15 protein-coding genes and 1 pseudogene are annotated in these 15570 nt (G+C 61.5%); 8 read left to right on the top strand and 8 right to left on the bottom strand.

The genetic code is table 11. From position 1 onward, the window contains the following. Positions 1-162: 162 nt before the first annotated feature. The 4 genes and pseudogenes from ACIPZG_RS26470 to ACIPZG_RS26485 all read right to left on the bottom strand — a co-directional run bounded on the left by ACIPZG_RS26470 (position 163) and on the right by ACIPZG_RS26485 (position 4178). A complete protein-coding gene (locus ACIPZG_RS26470) occupies positions 163-582 on the bottom strand; it encodes a hypothetical protein (RefSeq protein ID WP_400718397.1) in 420 nt (139 codons plus the stop codon). 9 nt (positions 583-591) lie between these two features. Then, positions 592-1734 (bottom strand): PAAR domain-containing protein, encoded by a 1143-nt coding sequence (locus ACIPZG_RS26475; protein WP_400718398.1) that lies wholly within the window; start codon positions 1732-1734, stop codon positions 592-594. Further along, positions 1731-2320 (bottom strand): annotated as a pseudogene (locus ACIPZG_RS26480) (DcrB-related protein). The gene ACIPZG_RS26475 and the pseudogene ACIPZG_RS26480 overlap by 4 nt, the downstream one beginning before the upstream one ends. A 19-nt stretch (positions 2321-2339) precedes the next feature. Continuing rightward, the gene (locus tag ACIPZG_RS26485) at positions 2340-4178 is read right to left on the bottom strand and encodes a type VI secretion system Vgr family protein (protein ID WP_400718400.1); all 1839 of its coding nucleotides are present in this window, start codon (positions 4176-4178) and stop codon (positions 2340-2342) included. 511 nt (positions 4179-4689) lie between these two features. Here ACIPZG_RS26485 and ACIPZG_RS26490 point away from each other — a divergent pair. The 7 genes from ACIPZG_RS26490 to ACIPZG_RS26520 all read left to right on the top strand — a co-directional run bounded on the left by ACIPZG_RS26490 (position 4690) and on the right by ACIPZG_RS26520 (position 10940). Next, the gene (locus ACIPZG_RS26490) at positions 4690-5295 is read left to right on the top strand and encodes a CDP-alcohol phosphatidyltransferase family protein (protein WP_400718402.1); all 606 of its coding nucleotides are present in this window, start codon (positions 4690-4692) and stop codon (positions 5293-5295) included. Positions 5296-5325: 30 nt separating this feature from the next. After that, complete coding sequence (locus ACIPZG_RS26495) at positions 5326-7083, top strand: bifunctional alpha/beta hydrolase/class I SAM-dependent methyltransferase (RefSeq protein WP_400718405.1); 1758 nt, start codon at positions 5326-5328, stop codon at positions 7081-7083. Next, complete coding sequence (locus ACIPZG_RS26500) at positions 7080-8438, top strand: phosphatase PAP2/dual specificity phosphatase family protein (RefSeq protein ID WP_400718408.1); 1359 nt, start codon at positions 7080-7082, stop codon at positions 8436-8438. Before ACIPZG_RS26495 ends, ACIPZG_RS26500 begins: the two co-directional genes overlap by 4 nt. Beyond that, positions 8435-8866 (top strand): hypothetical protein, encoded by a 432-nt coding sequence (locus tag ACIPZG_RS26505; RefSeq protein ID WP_400718410.1) that lies wholly within the window; start codon positions 8435-8437, stop codon positions 8864-8866. Before ACIPZG_RS26500 ends, ACIPZG_RS26505 begins: the two co-directional genes overlap by 4 nt. A gap of 10 nt (positions 8867-8876) precedes the next feature. Continuing rightward, entirely contained in the window at positions 8877-9500 is a 624-nt protein-coding gene (locus tag ACIPZG_RS26510; protein WP_400718413.1) for a lysophospholipid acyltransferase family protein, read from the top strand. A 1-nt stretch (position 9501) separates the two neighbouring features. Then, positions 9502-10434, top strand: coding sequence for a phosphatidate cytidylyltransferase (locus tag ACIPZG_RS26515; RefSeq protein ID WP_008094200.1), 933 nt, complete (start codon positions 9502-9504; stop codon positions 10432-10434). Positions 10435-10595: 161 nt separating this feature from the next. After that, a complete protein-coding gene (locus tag ACIPZG_RS26520; protein WP_400640435.1) occupies positions 10596-10940 on the top strand; it encodes a cupin domain-containing protein in 345 nt (114 codons plus the stop codon). A 123-nt stretch (positions 10941-11063) separates the two neighbouring features. On the opposite strand, the gene mmsB is transcribed toward ACIPZG_RS26520, so the two are convergent. Both mmsB and ACIPZG_RS26530 read right to left on the bottom strand, forming a co-directional pair. Beyond that, entirely contained in the window at positions 11064-11951 is an 888-nt protein-coding gene (mmsB, locus tag ACIPZG_RS26525) for a 3-hydroxyisobutyrate dehydrogenase (protein ID WP_279931925.1), read from the bottom strand. A gap of 10 nt (positions 11952-11961) precedes the next feature. Next, positions 11962-13488, bottom strand: coding sequence for a CoA-acylating methylmalonate-semialdehyde dehydrogenase (locus tag ACIPZG_RS26530; protein WP_008094208.1), 1527 nt, complete (start codon positions 13486-13488; stop codon positions 11962-11964). Between the two features lie 132 nt (positions 13489-13620). Here ACIPZG_RS26530 and ACIPZG_RS26535 point away from each other — a divergent pair, with 132 nt between their 5' ends. After that, on the top strand, positions 13621-14571 hold the full coding sequence (locus ACIPZG_RS26535; RefSeq protein ID WP_400718417.1) for a LysR family transcriptional regulator: 951 nt from the start codon (positions 13621-13623) through the stop codon (positions 14569-14571). 142 nt (positions 14572-14713) lie between these two features. Here ACIPZG_RS26535 and ACIPZG_RS26540 read toward each other — a convergent pair whose 3' ends face one another. Continuing rightward, a complete protein-coding gene (locus ACIPZG_RS26540) occupies positions 14714-14965 on the bottom strand; it encodes a DUF3077 domain-containing protein (protein WP_400718419.1) in 252 nt (83 codons plus the stop codon). After that, positions 14958-15230 carry a hypothetical protein gene (locus ACIPZG_RS26545; RefSeq protein WP_400718421.1) on the bottom strand — a complete coding sequence of 91 codons (273 nt, stop codon included), beginning with the start codon at positions 15228-15230 and terminating at the stop codon, positions 14958-14960. Before ACIPZG_RS26545 ends, ACIPZG_RS26540 begins: the two co-directional genes overlap by 8 nt. Positions 15231-15570 lie beyond the last annotated feature (340 nt).

Genomic DNA, 15570 nt, shown 5'->3' on the forward strand with positions numbered 1-15570 from the left:
ATTCGCGATTCTGTACGGGGATCGGTTCATCAGGCCGACCTGGTAAAATCAGGGCCTGCCTAGCGGCAGGCCCTTACCGGCCCGCACACAAAAAACTGACAGTCCCTCTCAAGCGTATTCAACTCACCCCACACCAGAAAAAGGTTGCCCCCTCCGTTCCAGCTATGAATACTCCTCAATATCTGCATACTTCAAACCGCAACTCTGAATAACTTTAAGGGCTGCGTCAGACACTACTAGTCGGCAATCTTGAGACAAGCCAAAATCTGAGGAACCAGCTACTCCATGCACTTTCAACCACTTAAACTCCGGAAGAATCTTTGATGGATACATTATCTCAAACTCGTCAGCTTTTTTGATCCCCACAGTATCCAGCGTAAAGCCTGTGAATTGATTTTGCTTCAAAGCGCGAGCCAAATTTAGCGTAACCACAAAGCAGGGGAACGACTCAAGCAATTCGTCACCCATCCACCCGGAGAACTCATACTCCAATACGCTCACATAGGGCGGAGTAACCGCAGTATCCATGACCGTACCATCGCCAAGTCCTCCAGCGACTTCGGGTTCAACATAGTAAAACATTGATGCCTCCTATCTGATCGGCGGAGAAAACTTCGTACCCAGCATATCATCAATCTCTGTCGCCTTATCAAGCAACTGCTGCTTTGTAGGCTTAGGAATTTCTCGATAAAACCTATTCCACTCCTTCCGTATAATGCTCAAATGCACCTCAGAATTAACTTCCTTGGGAATCCCTCGTAAGTTCTCAAGCGAATGCATCTCTTCATTTTTCACCAGCCCCGGGTAACGTCGCTGTACCTGCTGTTCGACAGCATGATGTACTACCACCTTTCCACTTTGCTCAGGATGCGCTTCAAAAAATGTGGCTTTGTAATCATCAGAAGCTGCTTTTCCGAATGATGCAGGGGCAGTCGTTTTTTTTGCATTTGAGACAATTGGAGCTGACATACGCTTTGTCAGCTTAGTGTTATTGAGGTTTGTGCCCAATCCACCATTCGGCTGTAACCTATAGCGCGCCGCCAGACCGCCAACAATAAACGCCCCGCCAAAAGCCATAAGCTTTTGCTCATCGGAACCTTCACCGTAACGCTCTCCCCCTACTTGATATCCCGCACCGCCACCCAGCATTCCGCCGAAAAGCCCCCAAAGCGCCATTGCCGGTCCAACGAGGGCAATCGCACTGGCAAGCCCGACACCCAGTACTGCACCGTCAAGCCAACCGGCCAGCTCCGGGCTGATTTCATCGGTGGTCTCCGTCCCACCACCAATGAAGACGTTGGTCGACCCGGCACTTATCCTGGCACCGCAAACAGTACGATCTCCCACTCTGGCAGCGGGCAGGCCATTGATGTAAACGGAGCAGCTACCTTGGGCCAGCGTCCTCGATACACCGGCATGGTCCGTGCACGCGGCATAGTCGGCATGCGCCCTCGCCGCCGGTTGGCCATTGATGTGGACGTTGCCTGAGCCGGACGTTATGAACCCCGTTTCCCGCTGCGCGAATGACAAGCTACCGAGCAGTTGCCCAATGCCTGCCCCTGTCGCTGCACCCGCCCCGACCATTGCTACCAGTGCCGCAGCCCCCAGGCCGCCTGTACCAATAACGGCTATCCCGACCAAGACGGCACCAGCCCCAATCGCCAAGCCTGCCAACAAGCCGCTCAATGCACTGGAATGCTCAATCGGATCGGCGAAACGTGCTGCACCACTCATGCTGGCGCAGCCTTGTTCACCTCCTCATTGCCACCAGGCGGGATGCGCACTTCAAAGCTCGTGATGACCTGAGTGAATGCATCACGCTCTGTCTCCGTCATGCCTTTGGGGTTGTTGCTGGTGGCCGTGATCTGCATCAGAAGACGCTGCCCATGTTCGTCCTGATGCAAAAACATCACCTGTATTTGATGAATCGGCTGACCTTGCTGGCGCCAACGGAACTCCACTTGGCGTGCCTCCAGGCCCGCCACCTCGGTGGCAGTAACAGCTTTGATCCACTGCAGATGGGAAAGCGTCTTTCCACTTCTCCGAGCAATTTTTGCGCAAGCGTTTCCAGTGATGCGTCCCGCGCAGCCACTGACCGTCCTATCACCAACGAAAACGGGCTAGGCGTGAACTCGGTGAGGGTGAAGACATGAAACGTTTTGTCTTTCAGACTCTCTGGCCGCACGAAGCTCAGCTCATTCGCCAGAAACCGCTCCGGCGGTGGCGGCTTCATCGCCTCTCGTGCGAGTTGCTCACGTTCGAGGCGTTCCTTCTCCTCACGCTTTTCAGAAATCCTGTCGTAGATACTTCTGCGATACATAAAGACTGTTCCCTGTCCTTCACTCGGATTTATTGAGATTGATGATCGTGCTGCCATTCACATCCACCACCACGCCGCACAACTTGATGGTCCCGTCCTGATTCATCACCAACTTGCTCTCCCCCACTTCAAGCGTGATGGACTGCGCGGCCGTCAACTTGATATGCCCTTGATCGACGGTGACGAAGTAGGACCCTTCCTCCACCGCAATGCTGGTTTCCAGCCGGATGGTTTCCGCATGCTTGCCGGTCACGTTGATCGTGCGGTTGCCACCCACGGTGAGCCTGTCATCCGCCTCGACTTCGATATCCATGTCGCGTTCGGCATGCAGGCTGACCTGCTCAGCCCCGGCCTTGTCTTCGAAGCGCAAGAAGTTGGCGGTGCGACCGGTGCCATTGATCGATCGGGTCAGAACCCCGCTCTGGGTCTTGTTCGCCGGCAGCGGCCATGGCGGCGGGTTGCCGTTGTTGTAGACGCTACCGATGATCAAGGGGCGGTCGGGGTTGCCTTCGAGAAACACCACCACGACTTCGTCACCCACCCGCGGGATCTGGATGCTGCCAAAGCCACCGCTGGCGCCGGTTTGTGCCACCCGCACCCAGCTGGAACTGCCCTCGTTGAAATCACCCTGGCGATCCCAGTGAAATTGCACCTTCACCCGGCCTAGCTCATCGGTGAAGATTTCCTCGCCGGGCGGGCCTACGACGATGGCAGTCTGTGGGCCGTTGATAACGGGTCGGGCAGTGTTCGCCTGCGGGCGGAACGGGATCTTCTTGTGCACGCAAGTGAAGGTATTGAAGTAGCTGGCCTGCTGGCCGGTGAGGTAGTTGTTGTGGCCTTCACACGTCACGCTCAACAACAGGAACTCACGCGCCTCCACCAAGCGGCCAGCGTGGGCCGGGTGCTGCAGCAACTCGAAGCTGTAACCTGGGCGCATGGCGCGGCAGTTGCTCGCGCCCTCGAACCATTTAGCGCGCACTTCCAGCGCCTCGATGCGTGTTCGCAACAAGGCCTCGCCTTCGTTGTAGGTCCCGTGGGTGTATTGGCCGGGGTCGTACACTTCCAGACATTGCACATCGCCTTGCTCGTTAACGCTGTCCATCGCCACCGGCAGCAGGTTGTGCGGCTGGCGATAGTCGAAGGTCTGCAGGGCAAGCTTGCCGGCCAGGAGCTGGCGATGGCCGCACCAGCGTGTGATGGCGTCGGCGATTTCGGTCACCGAATTTCTGTGGAAACGGATCTTCGGTTGTTCGGGTAGTGGGTCTGACAAGCGGGAATAGTCGCTGATCACCAGTATGTGGTTCTCGGCACTGTGCTCGAAGTAGTAGAACATTCCAGCCTGCTCAAGCAGGCGATGAATGAAGCTGAAATCGCTCTCGCGGTATTGAGTGAGGTAGCTGTGACGCTTCTGCGAGCGGTGCAGGTAGAAGCGGTAACGGGCGTATTCCGGATACAGCGCAAAGACCTCGCGCAGTACCTCCTCCACCGTGCAGTCCTGGAAGATTCGCGTATCGACGCGATGCTCAAGCAGTGAAAGCCAAGGGTTCAGGGTCGCACTGTAGCGCTGCAGGGCGCCATCGCTGCCCAGGCTGGCAAAGCGCGTGAGGTAGCCGTTGATGAAACGGGGCGCGGCATCGGCGAGTTCGATCTCCAGGCTGACCTGTTGGCCGATCATCGATTTCTGCGGCATCTGCACCGGGTTGCAGATGAGCAGCAGCTCATATTCGAAGGCTTGCGATAGGCCTTCAACGCCGTTGAAGCGCTCCAGCAGCAGTCCCGACTCGGAATTCGACTTGTGGTGGAACTTGAACAGTCGACGGTGCTGAGGGCTCAGCCGCTCGACCAGATCCATGATCATTACGCTCTCCTTTGCACGTTCATGTTCGAAAGGCGATGGAGGCTAGGGGAGTGGAATGACCGATGGCAATGAACGGGGTGTTTAGGGGGATGGCGGGGCTTGGGAATGATCTGACAGCGGAATTTGCAGTTTCCTACTATGTTCGCCGGGAGTGGTTTTTTTGGGGGGGGCCGTGTAGGGGAAGCAGCGGCGCAACGGTGCGGGTTTTGGACAAGGGGGTGGTCCTGCAAGGATCGCGGATGAACCCGATGCTACCGAATAAAAACCGCATTAACGGGTTACAAAATTTGTGGGCGTGGGCTATGGAATGGGGGGAGGCAGGGCTTGTCATGACATTTTGGGCGTCTATGCGATCGAGCGCCGCCCGCGCGGCGCATCGCGGATGAATCCGCTCCTACATTTGTTGCAACGTGCCTATGTCTGATAGGCCATGGTTGGCAGCCTTGTTGGTACGACGCGATTTTTTGGCGGGCGCCTGAATACACCCGACAGCGATGAAAAGGAGTTTCCAATGCCATCGATCTACCAGCTCAAACCGCGCTTCCAGTCCCTTCTGCGCCCTGCAGTGCAACGCCTGCACGACCGGGGCGTGACCGCCAACCAGGTGACCGTCAGCGCCGCCGTGGTCTCGCTGCTGGTGGGGCTGCTGCTGGCCTGGTTCAGCCACATTGCCTGGCTGTTCATCCTCATTCCGGTCTGGATGCTGTTGCGCATGGCCTTCAATGCCATCGACGGCATGCTCGCCCGTGAGTTCGGCCAGCAATCACGGCTCGGCGCCTACCTCAACGAACTCTGCGACGTGATCGCCGACGCGGCGCTGTACTTGCCGTTCGCCCTGCTTGCCGGGGTCTGGCCAATGCTGGTGATCGTGGTGGTGTTCAGCGCCACCTTCAGCGAATACGCCGGGGTGATGGGCCCGCTGGCCGGTGCCTCGCGGCGCTACGACGGGCCTATGGGCAAGAGCGACCGGGCGCTGGCCTTTGGCGTGCTGGGCACCGGGGTCGCCCTGGGCCTGCTCGACGGGGCCTGGGTCAATGGCCTGTTGCTGGTCATCCTCGCACTCTCGCTCTATACCCTCTACAACCGGGTTCGCCAGGGGCTGGCCGAAGCTCGCTGAACCCTCCGCCGCCGGACAAGGACTTTCGCCATGCGCCAAGCGCAATCGCTGCATTTCACCACCCACGACGGTGTCGAGCTGCACTACCGTCACTGGCCCGCCACCCGCAACGAACACCAACCGCGCCGCGCCATGGTGATGTTCCACCGCGGCCACGAACACGGTGGGCGCATGGCCCACCTGGCCGACGAACTGGACATGCCGGGCTACGACTTCTTCGCCTGGGACGCACGTGGCCACGGCAAGTCGCCTGGGGCTCGGGGTGACAGCCCGGGGTTCGCCACGAGCGTGCGCGATGTGCAGACCTTCATCGAGCATATCCAGGCCAGCCACGGCGTTGCCGAACAAGACCTGGTGGTACTGGCGCAAAGCGTCGGCGCCGTGCTGATCGCTACCTGGGCCCATGACTACGCGCCCAGGGTGCGCTGCCTGGTGCTTGCCTCGCCGGCGTTCAAGGTCAAGCTTTACGTGCCCTTCGCCCGCCCCGGCCTGAAGCTGATGAAGGCCGTGCGGGGCAATTTCTTCGTCAACAGTTATGTCAGGCCGCAACTGCTCACCCACGACCCTGAACGGGTCATGTCCTACGTGGCCGACCCGCTGATCAGTCGGCCGATTTCCGTGACCATGCTGCTTGGCCTGTACGAAGCCGCCGACCGTGTGGTGGCCGATGCCCAGGCCATCCAGGTGCCGACGCAGATGCTGGTATCCGGGGCGGACTTGGTGGTCGAGCGCAAGCCGCAGGAGCGCTTCTTCGAGCGCCTGGGCAGCGCACGCAAGGAAATGCACATCCTGCCGGGCTTCTTCCATGACACCCTCGGCGAGCGTGACCGTGCCCACGCCCTCAGGCGTATCGAGCGTTTCGTCGAGCACTGCTTCGCCAGCCCCGCGCCGGTGCCGTCGTTGCTCGATGCCGACAAGGCCGGCGCCAGCTGCGCCGAGGCCGAAAGCCTGGCCGCGCCGTTGCCGCGCAACTCGCCCCGCGATCTCTACTGGCGCGCCACCCGGGCCGGCCTGCGCCTGGGCAAGGGGATGGCCGAAGGCGTGAAGCTAGGTTTCGACACGGGCTTCGACTCCGGCAGCACGCTCGACTACGTCTACCGCAACCTGCCCACCGGCAAAGGCAAACTGGGCCGGATGATCGACCAGAACTACCTGAACGCCATCGGCTGGCGCGGCATCCGTCAGCGCAAGCTGCATGTCGAGGAACTGCTGCGCCGGGCCATCGCACGGCTGCGTGAACAGCAACGGCCCGTGCATATCGTCGACATCGCCGCCGGCCATGGCCGCTACATCCTCGAAGCCCTGCAGGAGCTGGAGCAACTGCCCGACTCGATCCTGCTGCGCGACTACAGCGAACTGAACGTGCAGCAAGGCAGCGCGCTGATTGCCGAAAAAGGCTTGGCCGACATCGCCCGTTTCGTCCAGGGCGACGCCTTCGACCGCGCCAGCCTGGCCGCGCTGGACCCGCGCCCGACCCTGGTGGTGGTATCCGGTCTTTACGAGCTGTTCCCCAGCAACCAATTGGTGGGCAATTCGCTGGCGGGCCTGGCCGATGCCGTCGAGGCTGGCGGCTACCTGGTCTACACCGGCCAACCCTGGCACCCGCAGCTGGAGATGATCGCCCGTGCCCTGACCAGCCATCGCGGCGGCGAGGCGTGGGTGATGCGCCGGCGCAGCCAGGCGGAAATGGACCAGTTGGTCGAGGCGGCGGGCTTTCGCAAGCTGGCCCAGCGGGTCGATGAGTGGGGCATTTTCACGGTCAGCCTGGCCCAGCGGGTGCGTGAATGACAACCGCCCGTGAACCGGGCCTGATCCGCCGGGGGGTGCTATGGCTGTTGCTGCTGGGGCCGTTGTTCTTCCTCAGCTATGGCCTGGCGAACAGCTACACGGCGGGTCGCAGCGATATCGGCAGCCTGGTGTTCGCCTGGGAAAGCCACATGCCGCTGTGGCCCTGGACGATCATCCCGTACTGGTCGATCGACCTGCTCTACGGCTTGTCCTTCCTGCTGCCCCGCACACGCCAGGATATGGATCGGCACGCCCTGACGCTACTCACCGCACAGGTACTCTGCGTGAGCGGCTTCCTGCTCTGGCCATTGCGCTTCACGTTCGAGCGGCCCGAGCTGGCGGGCCTGTTCGGCTGGCTGTTCGATGTGCTGATGGGCTTCGACAAGCCCTACAACCAGGCGCCCTCGCTGCATATCGCGCTGCTGGTGATCATCTGGACGCTGTTCGCCCGGCACGTACAGCGTCAGCCCTGGCGTTGGCTGATGCATGGCTGGATGGCGTTGATCGGGGTCTCGGTGCTGACGACCTGGCAGCACCACTTCATCGATGTGCCGACCGGCGCATTGGCGGGGTTCGTCTGCGTTTGGCTGTGGGGCAACCGGTGGCGGGAAGCCGGCATTGCGCGCGTCGCCAAGCGCTGGTGGGTGGCGCTGTGTTATGCCGTCGGTTCGTCATGGCTGGCGACTGTGGCCTTCATCGCGGGAGGGGCGGGTCTTTGGCTGTTGTGGCCTGCCGTATCCTTGCTGTTGGTGGCGCTGAACTATGCCGTTGTCGGTAGCAGTGGGTTTCAGAAGAACGCGCACGGGCGCTTGTCGAGTGCCTCCAGCTGGCTGCTGGCGCCTTACCTGGTCGGTGCATGGATCAACTCGCGGCTGTGGACCTGGCGTCATCCGCAGGCCGATGAAGTGTGTGACGGGGTATTCCTTGGACGCATCCCAACGCGCAATGAGGCTGCCCCATTTGCCGCCATCGTCGACCTCTGCGCGGAACTGCCCTGCCCTGTCAGCAAACAAGTCCCCAGCAAAATTGTGGGAGCCGGCTTGCCGGCGATGGCGTCCGAACAGCCAAAGCAGTTCTACAGCGCAGCCCCCACGCTGGACTTGATCCCCCCCGACAGCCACCTGCTGCAGCAAGCCGCCGAAGCCATCGAGCGCCTGCGCCGGCAAGGCCCCCTGCTGGTCTGCTGCGCCCTCGGCTATTCACGCAGCGCCAGCGCCGTGGCCGCCTGGCTGCTGCTGAGCGGGCGCTGCAAGGATCTCGACGACGCCGAAACGCTGATCCGCCAGGCACGCCCCGGTATCGTCCTGCGCCCCGCCCATCGCCACGTGTTGCAACAGCTCGGAGCACAGTCATGAACCTGCACCTGGTCGCCAGCCTGCTCGCCCGCGGCGTGCAACTGGAGCGCTTGTCGGATGGCGTAACCCTGCTGGCGTTGGCCTACGGATTGGCACCGCTGCTCAGCGTACAACTTCATCCGCAGGCAACTCTTCTGTGCGCGATGTTGCTGATGCTCGGCCTGTTGCACAAATACTGGGCCATCCGTGTCGCCCTCGACGCCGACCTGTTCGCCCGCCTCGGTGCCAGCAGCGACCTGCCCGCCGACACCCGGCACCTGGACCGCGCCCTGTTCGACCTGCGCCTCAAATCACAGCGTGAAGACAGCCGCGACTGGCCAGCCCGCAGCCAGGCAGCCTTGTCCCTGTTGCGGCGCCAGGCCATGTGCCTGGCCCTGCAACTGGTGCTGGCCTTGACTACCCTGCTGACTGTGCCCTTCATCGGATAACAACCGCACCATGCTCGCCGCCCTGACCGCCTTCCTCATCACCTCCGCCGCCCGCCTGATCACCGGTGCCCGGGCCTTGTGGCTCGGCTGCAGCCCACAGCCGGTACAGCGCCTGTATTACGCCAACCACAGCAGCCATGGTGATTTCGTACTGCTCTGGGCCTCATTGCCCGCCCCCTTGCGCAGGCGCACGCGTCCAGTGGCAGGCGCCGACTACTGGGCCAGACCCGGTATTCGCGATTTTCTGATTCGCCGGGTATTCAACGGGGTGCTGATCGACCGACAGCGCAGCGAAGGCCAGGGCAACCCGCTGCAACCGGTGCTCGATGCCGTGGCTCAGGGTGATTCCCTGATCTTCTTCCCCGAAGGCACCCGCAACCTCGGTGACGAACCGCTGATGCCGTTCAGAAGCGGCCTCTACCACCTGGCCACAGCCAACCCCGAGGTCGAGCTGGTGCCGGTGTGGATCGCCAACCTCAACCGGGTAATGCCCAAGGGCCGTGCCCTGCCCCTGCCGTTGCTGTGTACGCTGAGCTTCGGCGAACCCCTCCACCTGCAGGCCGAAGAAGGCAAGCAGGCCTTTCTCGAGCGAGCCAGCCAGGCCTTGCTGAACCTGGCACCGAAGGACGCCTGACATGGACGACAACACCCTTTCCCTGTTCGCCGGCATTGGCGCCCTGTTGCTGATCGCCAGCATCATCGGCCGTTTGCTCAAGAGGCGCGCCGGCCCGGCGCCGCACGCGGTGATCGACAACCTCAACGCCCGCATCAACGCCTGGTGGGTAATGGTGCTGGTGATCGGCATCGCCTTCCTGTTCGGCAAGTACGGGGTGATCGTGCTGTTCTACGGGGTGTCGTTCTACGCCCTGCGCGAGTTCATGACCCTCACACCGACCCGGCGCAGCGACTACCCGGCGCTGGTGGCCGCGTTCTATGTCGCCCTGCCGGTGCAGTACCTGCTGATCGCCATGGACTGGTACGGCCTGTTCAGCATCTTCATCCCGGTCTACCTGTTTCTGCTGCTGCCGATCCTTGCCAGCTTTGGCGGCGATACCACACGCTTTCTCGAACGCGCCTCGAAAGTGCAGTGGGGGCTGATGATCGCGGTGTACTGCCTGTCGTCGGTGCCGGCCCTGCTGACCCTGGATATCCCGGGCTTCGAGGGCCGCAACCTGCTGCTGATCGCCTGGCTGATCCTGGTGGTGCAGATCAGCGATGTGCTGCAGTACGTGTGCGGCAAGCTGTTCGGCAAGCGCAAGGTGGCCCCCAACTTGTCGCCATCGAAGACCGTCGAAGGCCTGGCCGGCGGCGTGGCGCTGGCAACCCTGGTCGGGGCGCTGCTGTGCTGGATCACCCCGTTCAACTTCTGGCAGGCTGCCCTGATGGCGCTGGCCGTGAATGCCATGGGCTTTTTCGGCGGCCTGGTGATGTCGGCGATCAAGCGCGACCGCGGGGTGAAGGACTGGGGCCACATGATCGAAGGCCACGGCGGCATGCTCGACCGCATGGACTCGGTGTGCTTCGCGGCGCCGGTGTTCTTTCACTTCGTGCGTTACTGGTGGGCTTGATAAGTGATGTTGCTTGGGCTGAGGCGCTGGCCCCTGTGACGGTCGAGGTCAACGCGCTGGCATAGCGCGGTCAGACAGCTGGACGTCGAGCCCAGGCAACTGCGGCCTGGCCAATAGCCCTATGGTGACGCGTCATCCAGCCAGTCACCAGGAGTTGTGCCATGTCCGATTTCATCACCGTTCTGCGCGAAACCTGTCCGACGCCCGTCGTGGACGCCACCCAGTGGAAGCGCATCGGCGGCGATCCGCACACCGTCAACCTCAATGCCTACCTGTCGGCCGACGGCAGCAAGATCATGGGCACCTGGATCTGCACCCCGGGCAAGTTCGAGGTCAACTACGAGAAGTGGGAGTTCTGCCACTTCCTCGAGGGCTACTGCATCATCACCCCGGAAGGTGAAGCGCCGAAGCATTTGAAGGCGGGTGATGTGTTCGTGATCGAACCGGGGATGAAAGGGACCTGGGAAGTGGTCGAGACCGTGCGCAAGTATTTCGTTTTTGCCTGATCCGGGATTTCTGCCGGCGATAGGGCCACTACAGGCAAAAAAAATCGCGGGGCAGACGCCCTTCCCTCTGGTGCGCAGTTGCAGAGGGAAAGCCGCCCGGCCCGCGATGAAGTCCCTCGCTCGTCAGTCCTTCTTGCGGTACCCCTCGACGATCGCCGAGAAGTCCTTGCCGCCTTCACCACGCAGGCTCATGGCCTGGTAAAGCTGCTGGGCTACAGCGCCCAGGATCACCGGTTGGTGGGCCTGGCGCGCCGCTTCGGTGGCCAGCCCCAGATCTTTCAGCATCAGCTCGGCACCAAAGCCACCGGTATATCCACGCGATGCCGGCGCCGTCTCGATGATGCCCGGCCACGGGTTGTAGGTGTCGGAACTCCAGCAACGCCCGGTCGAGCTGTTGATGATGCCGGCGAGCACCTTGGTGTCGATGCCCAGCGCATTGCCCAGGGCCATCGCTTCGGACACACCGATCATCGAGATACCCAGCAGCAGGTTGTTGCAGATCTTGGCGATCTGCCCGGTGCCGACCTCACCGCAGTGCACGATGTTGCGGCCCATCTGCTCCAGCACAGGCTTGAGCGTGGCGAACAGCTCGGTGCTGGCACCGACCATGAAGGTCAGGGTGCCCGCCGCCGCGCCGCCGGTGCCACCGGACACCGGCGCATCGCCCATGTCCACGCCCTTGGCCGCCGCAGCCTTGGACACCTCGCGGGCGGTCTGCGGGTCGATGGTGCTGCAATCCACGGTCGGCGTGCCGGGGCGCACGCCCGCCAGCACACCGTCATCGTTGAGGTAGACACTGCGCACGTGGGCCGCTGCCGGCAGCATGGTAATCACCAGCTCGCTGCTGGCGGCCGCTTCCTTGGGCGAGGCGCTGACCTGCCCACCCAGTTCGGCGAGTTCGGCCAGCACGGTCTTGTTCAGGTCGAACAGGTTCAACTGGTGCCCGGCCTTGATCAGGTTGCGGGCCATGGGGGCGCCCATGTTGCCCAGGCCGATGAATGCGATACGCATGGCGAACTCCTTAGCGCAGGCTGATGGTGGTGTTCACACCGTCATTGACGCTGTCGTCATCGAACCAGCGGGCGGTGACGGTCTTGGTCTGAGTGTAGAACTGCACCACTTGCTTGCCGTACGGGCCAAGATCGCCAAGCTTGGAGCCGCGCGAGCCGGTGAAGCTGAAGAACGGCACCGGTACCGGAATCGGAATGTTGATGCCGACCTGGCCGATGTCGATCTCGCTCTGGAACTTGCGCGCCGCCGCGCCGCTCTGGGTGAACAGGCCCGTGCCATTGCCGAACGGGTTGGCGTTGACCAGGGCGATGGCTTCGTCGAGGGTGTCGACTTCCAGGGTCACCAGCACCGGGCCGAAGATTTCCTGGGTGTACACCTGCATGTCGGTCTTGACCCCGGAGAACAGGGTCGGGCCGACGAAGTTGCCCTGCTCGTAGCCTGGCACCTTCACGCCACGGCCATCGAGTTCGAGCTTGGCGCCTTCCTGAATACCGCTTTCGATCAGGCCCAGCACACGCTCCTTGGCCCGCTTGGAGACCACGGGGCCGACATCGGTGCCCGGCTCACTACCGGCATTGACCTTGAGCTTGCTCGCCGCGTCCTTGATGTCCGGCAGCCATTCACGTGCCTTGCCCACCAGTACCGCCACCGAGGTGGCCATGCAGCGCTGGCCGGCCGCCCCGAAGGCGGCACCGACCAGGGCATTGACGGTCTGGGTGCGGTTGGCATCGGGCAGTACCACGGCGTGGTTCTTCGCGCCCATCATCGACTGCACGCGCTTGCCGTGCTGGCTGCCCAGGTTGTACACGTGGGTGCCGACTTCGGTGGAGCCGACGAACGAAATCGCCTTGATGTCCTTGTGGGTGCAGATCGCGTCCACCACCTGCTTGCCACCGTGCACCACGTTGAGCACACCGGCCGGCACGCCGGCTTCCAGCGCCAGCTCGACCAGCATCATGGTCGACAGCGGGTCCTGCTCGGAGGGTTTGAGGACGAAGGTGTTGCCGCAGACGATCGCCATCGGGAACATCCACAGCGGGATCATCGCGGGGAAGTTGAACGGGGTGATGCCGGCGCACACGCCGATCGGCTGGCGCAGGGTGTAGGTATCGACGCCGCCGGCAACGTTCTCGGCGAACTCGCCCATCTGCAGCGTGCCGATGGAAGCGGCGTGCTCGACCACTTCCAGGCCGCGGAAGATATCGCCCTCGGCATCGGCGAGGGTCTTGCCCTGCTCGGCGCTGAGGGTCTGGGCGATACGCTTGGTGTGTTCGCGGATGAGCGCCTGCAGCTTGAGCATGATGCGCATGCGGGCGCCGATCGGGGTGTCGCGCCAGCTGGCGAAGGCACGCTGGCCGGCGGCCACGGCGGCATCCACTTCTTCCACGGTGGCGAACGGCACTCGCGCCAGCACCTCTTGGGTGGCCGGGTTGACGATGTCGCGCCACTCGGTGGTCTTCGATTCGACCCACTGGCCATCGATCAGCAGCTTGACCTGCTCGACCTTGGTCTTGTCGGGGGATTGTGGTGCGTTCATCTGCGTTCTCCTTGGAATTTTTGTCGGGACGAGATCGCCAACGCCGTGCAAACGCGAGGTGGCGTCGTGGGGCTTTTTTCGAGTATAGATGTGCAAACATCCAACAAGAACGCACAAAAAAACCGGATCAACATGCAAAAAGACCTGACCTCCCTCAGTGCGCTGAACTGGGACGACCTGAAGTTTTTCCTCGAAGTGGCGCGTACCCGCAAGGCCAGCAGCGCCGCCAAACGCCTGAGCGTCGACTACACCACGGTGTCTCGGCGCATCAGTTCGCTGGAGGGTGCGCTGGGCACGCTGCTGTTCGAGAAGTCACGCACCAATGGCTTCGTCCTGACCGCCGAAGGGCAGCGCTTGCTGGGCTATGCCGAATCGATCGAAAGCACGCTGCACATGGCTTGCGAGCAGGTATCGGGGTCTGGCGTAGCGTTGTCGGGGCATGTGCGCATGGGCTGTACCGAGGGCTTCGGCAGCTTCTTCGTCACCCCGCAGTTGAGCCATTTCGTCGACGCCTACCCGGCGATTTCAGTGGATATCCTGCCGCTGCCGCACTTCATCAGCCTGTCCAAGCGCGAGGCGGATATCGTCATCGCCCTGGAGCGGCCGGAGCATGGGCCTTATGTGTGCTGCAAGCTGTGCGACTACCGGCTGCGGCTGTATGCGACCCAGGATTACCTGGACAGCCATGCGCCGATCAGCCAGGTCAGCGACTTGGTGGGACATCCGTTCATCAGCTATGTGGATGATTTGGCGTTCAGTTCGGAGCTGCTGTACCTGGCCAACCTGATCCCCAATGCCAGTGCGCACCTGCGCAGCACCAGTGTGATCGCGCAGTACACGGCGGCCTTGCAGGGGCGTGGGTTGGCAATCTTGCCGTGTTTCCTGGCGGCGCAGGATTCACGACTGGTGACGGTGTTGCCGGAGGAGATCGAGGTGACGCGGCAGTTCTGGATGTATTGCCGGGAGGATTTGAGGAAGTTGAAGCGGATTACCTTGTTGTGGGATTACATCCGCGGGGTGACCGAGGCGAATGCGCCGCTACTGATGGGAGAGACTCGGGAGATGAGGTTCGCGCAAGATTGAGGACAGTGGGATGAAAGTGTGTCCTATCGAACAAGCAGCGCCAGCTCATACTTGCTAATGTCCCAGCCAATTCTTGCCTGACCATCCACAGTAGCAACACTACAACGAAGGGGCCGCAGCGCGGCCCCAAGTCGTTGCAAGATTATAGGAATTCTTTAGCTATCCCTCGCTCCATGTCATCAATCAATGCTTTGGCCATCTCACTGAGAATTCGCGCAGCACTACCTGCAAGGCGGTCGTTCTCCATCTCTGCTTCTGTGGTCAAATGACGAATACAGCCAAGCAGCACCGATAGCTGCGTAAAGGCATGATTGAATGGCACGTTGGGCAGTAAGCGGAACAGATCGAAGGTTTCAGTGCCCGCTGTTGAAGAAGCTCTTGGATCATTATTCACCTCGACTCTCCTGGATGTGGCCGCTGGTGTGATCAGTCAGAGCGTTTATCATTCGACACAGCAGGCGAACGTTCATGCCCATGGCGTCACGTATCAAACTTGGACCACTGTCGATGAGGACAGTAACGGTCTGTTCCACAGTCAGTGTCAAAGCACGGATTAGCAGATCACATTCTTCGATGCTTGGCGGATCTTGGAGTGTGAAACTCGGAGGGTCGAGCAGCAGCAGGGTTGAGGCAGGAGGGTCAGGTACGAGCTTTTTCATGATAGAGCTCCCTTAAACGGATCAGGGACTGCCGCCCTCTTCGTCTCAAGGATTTGGGTGGCAGTCGTGCGCGGCTTGAGACCCGGGACACATGAATACCGGCCAGGCCGAAGCCTGTCCGCGCACGACAGCCATAAAGCGGTGCCAACATGTGATCCGGGGGTCTCAAGCCCGATCGCCCCAAAAGGCGACCTGAAGAACGTTACCCCTGGAGCACTTCCCCGCCAATGTGGCAACTTCTGACAGGCTTGTAGGATAAGTCGCCAGGCAAGCAGAACAGAAGCATTTGGTTTCAAGTTAGGAAATGTCTTACAGCTGAAGGGCGCTGGCGAGGGCTCCG

The organism is Pseudomonas sp. NPDC089395, assembly GCF_044749525.1.
In the GTDB taxonomy this organism is placed as follows: Bacteria; Pseudomonadota; Gammaproteobacteria; order Pseudomonadales; family Pseudomonadaceae; genus Aquipseudomonas.

Coding starts and splice junctions, on each gene's coding strand:
- ACIPZG_RS26470 (WP_400718397.1), bottom strand. CDS start 582: ATGTTTTACTATGTTGAACCCGAAGTCGCTGGAGGACTTGGCGATGGT.
- ACIPZG_RS26475 (WP_400718398.1), bottom strand. CDS start 1,734: ATGAGTGGTGCAGCACGTTTCGCCGATCCGATTGAGCATTCCAGTGCA.
- ACIPZG_RS26485 (WP_400718400.1), bottom strand. CDS start 4,178: ATGATCATGGATCTGGTCGAGCGGCTGAGCCCTCAGCACCGTCGACTG.
- ACIPZG_RS26490 (WP_400718402.1), top strand. CDS start 4,690: ATGCCATCGATCTACCAGCTCAAACCGCGCTTCCAGTCCCTTCTGCGC.
- ACIPZG_RS26495 (WP_400718405.1), top strand. CDS start 5,326: ATGCGCCAAGCGCAATCGCTGCATTTCACCACCCACGACGGTGTCGAG.
- ACIPZG_RS26500 (WP_400718408.1), top strand. CDS start 7,080: ATGACAACCGCCCGTGAACCGGGCCTGATCCGCCGGGGGGTGCTATGG.
- ACIPZG_RS26505 (WP_400718410.1), top strand. CDS start 8,435: ATGAACCTGCACCTGGTCGCCAGCCTGCTCGCCCGCGGCGTGCAACTG.
- ACIPZG_RS26510 (WP_400718413.1), top strand. CDS start 8,877: ATGCTCGCCGCCCTGACCGCCTTCCTCATCACCTCCGCCGCCCGCCTG.
- ACIPZG_RS26515 (WP_008094200.1), top strand. CDS start 9,502: ATGGACGACAACACCCTTTCCCTGTTCGCCGGCATTGGCGCCCTGTTG.
- ACIPZG_RS26520 (WP_400640435.1), top strand. CDS start 10,596: ATGTCCGATTTCATCACCGTTCTGCGCGAAACCTGTCCGACGCCCGTC.
- mmsB (WP_279931925.1), bottom strand. CDS start 11,951: ATGCGTATCGCATTCATCGGCCTGGGCAACATGGGCGCCCCCATGGCC.
- ACIPZG_RS26530 (WP_008094208.1), bottom strand. CDS start 13,488: ATGAACGCACCACAATCCCCCGACAAGACCAAGGTCGAGCAGGTCAAG.
- ACIPZG_RS26535 (WP_400718417.1), top strand. CDS start 13,621: ATGCAAAAAGACCTGACCTCCCTCAGTGCGCTGAACTGGGACGACCTG.
- ACIPZG_RS26545 (WP_400718421.1), bottom strand. CDS start 15,230: ATGAAAAAGCTCGTACCTGACCCTCCTGCCTCAACCCTGCTGCTGCTC.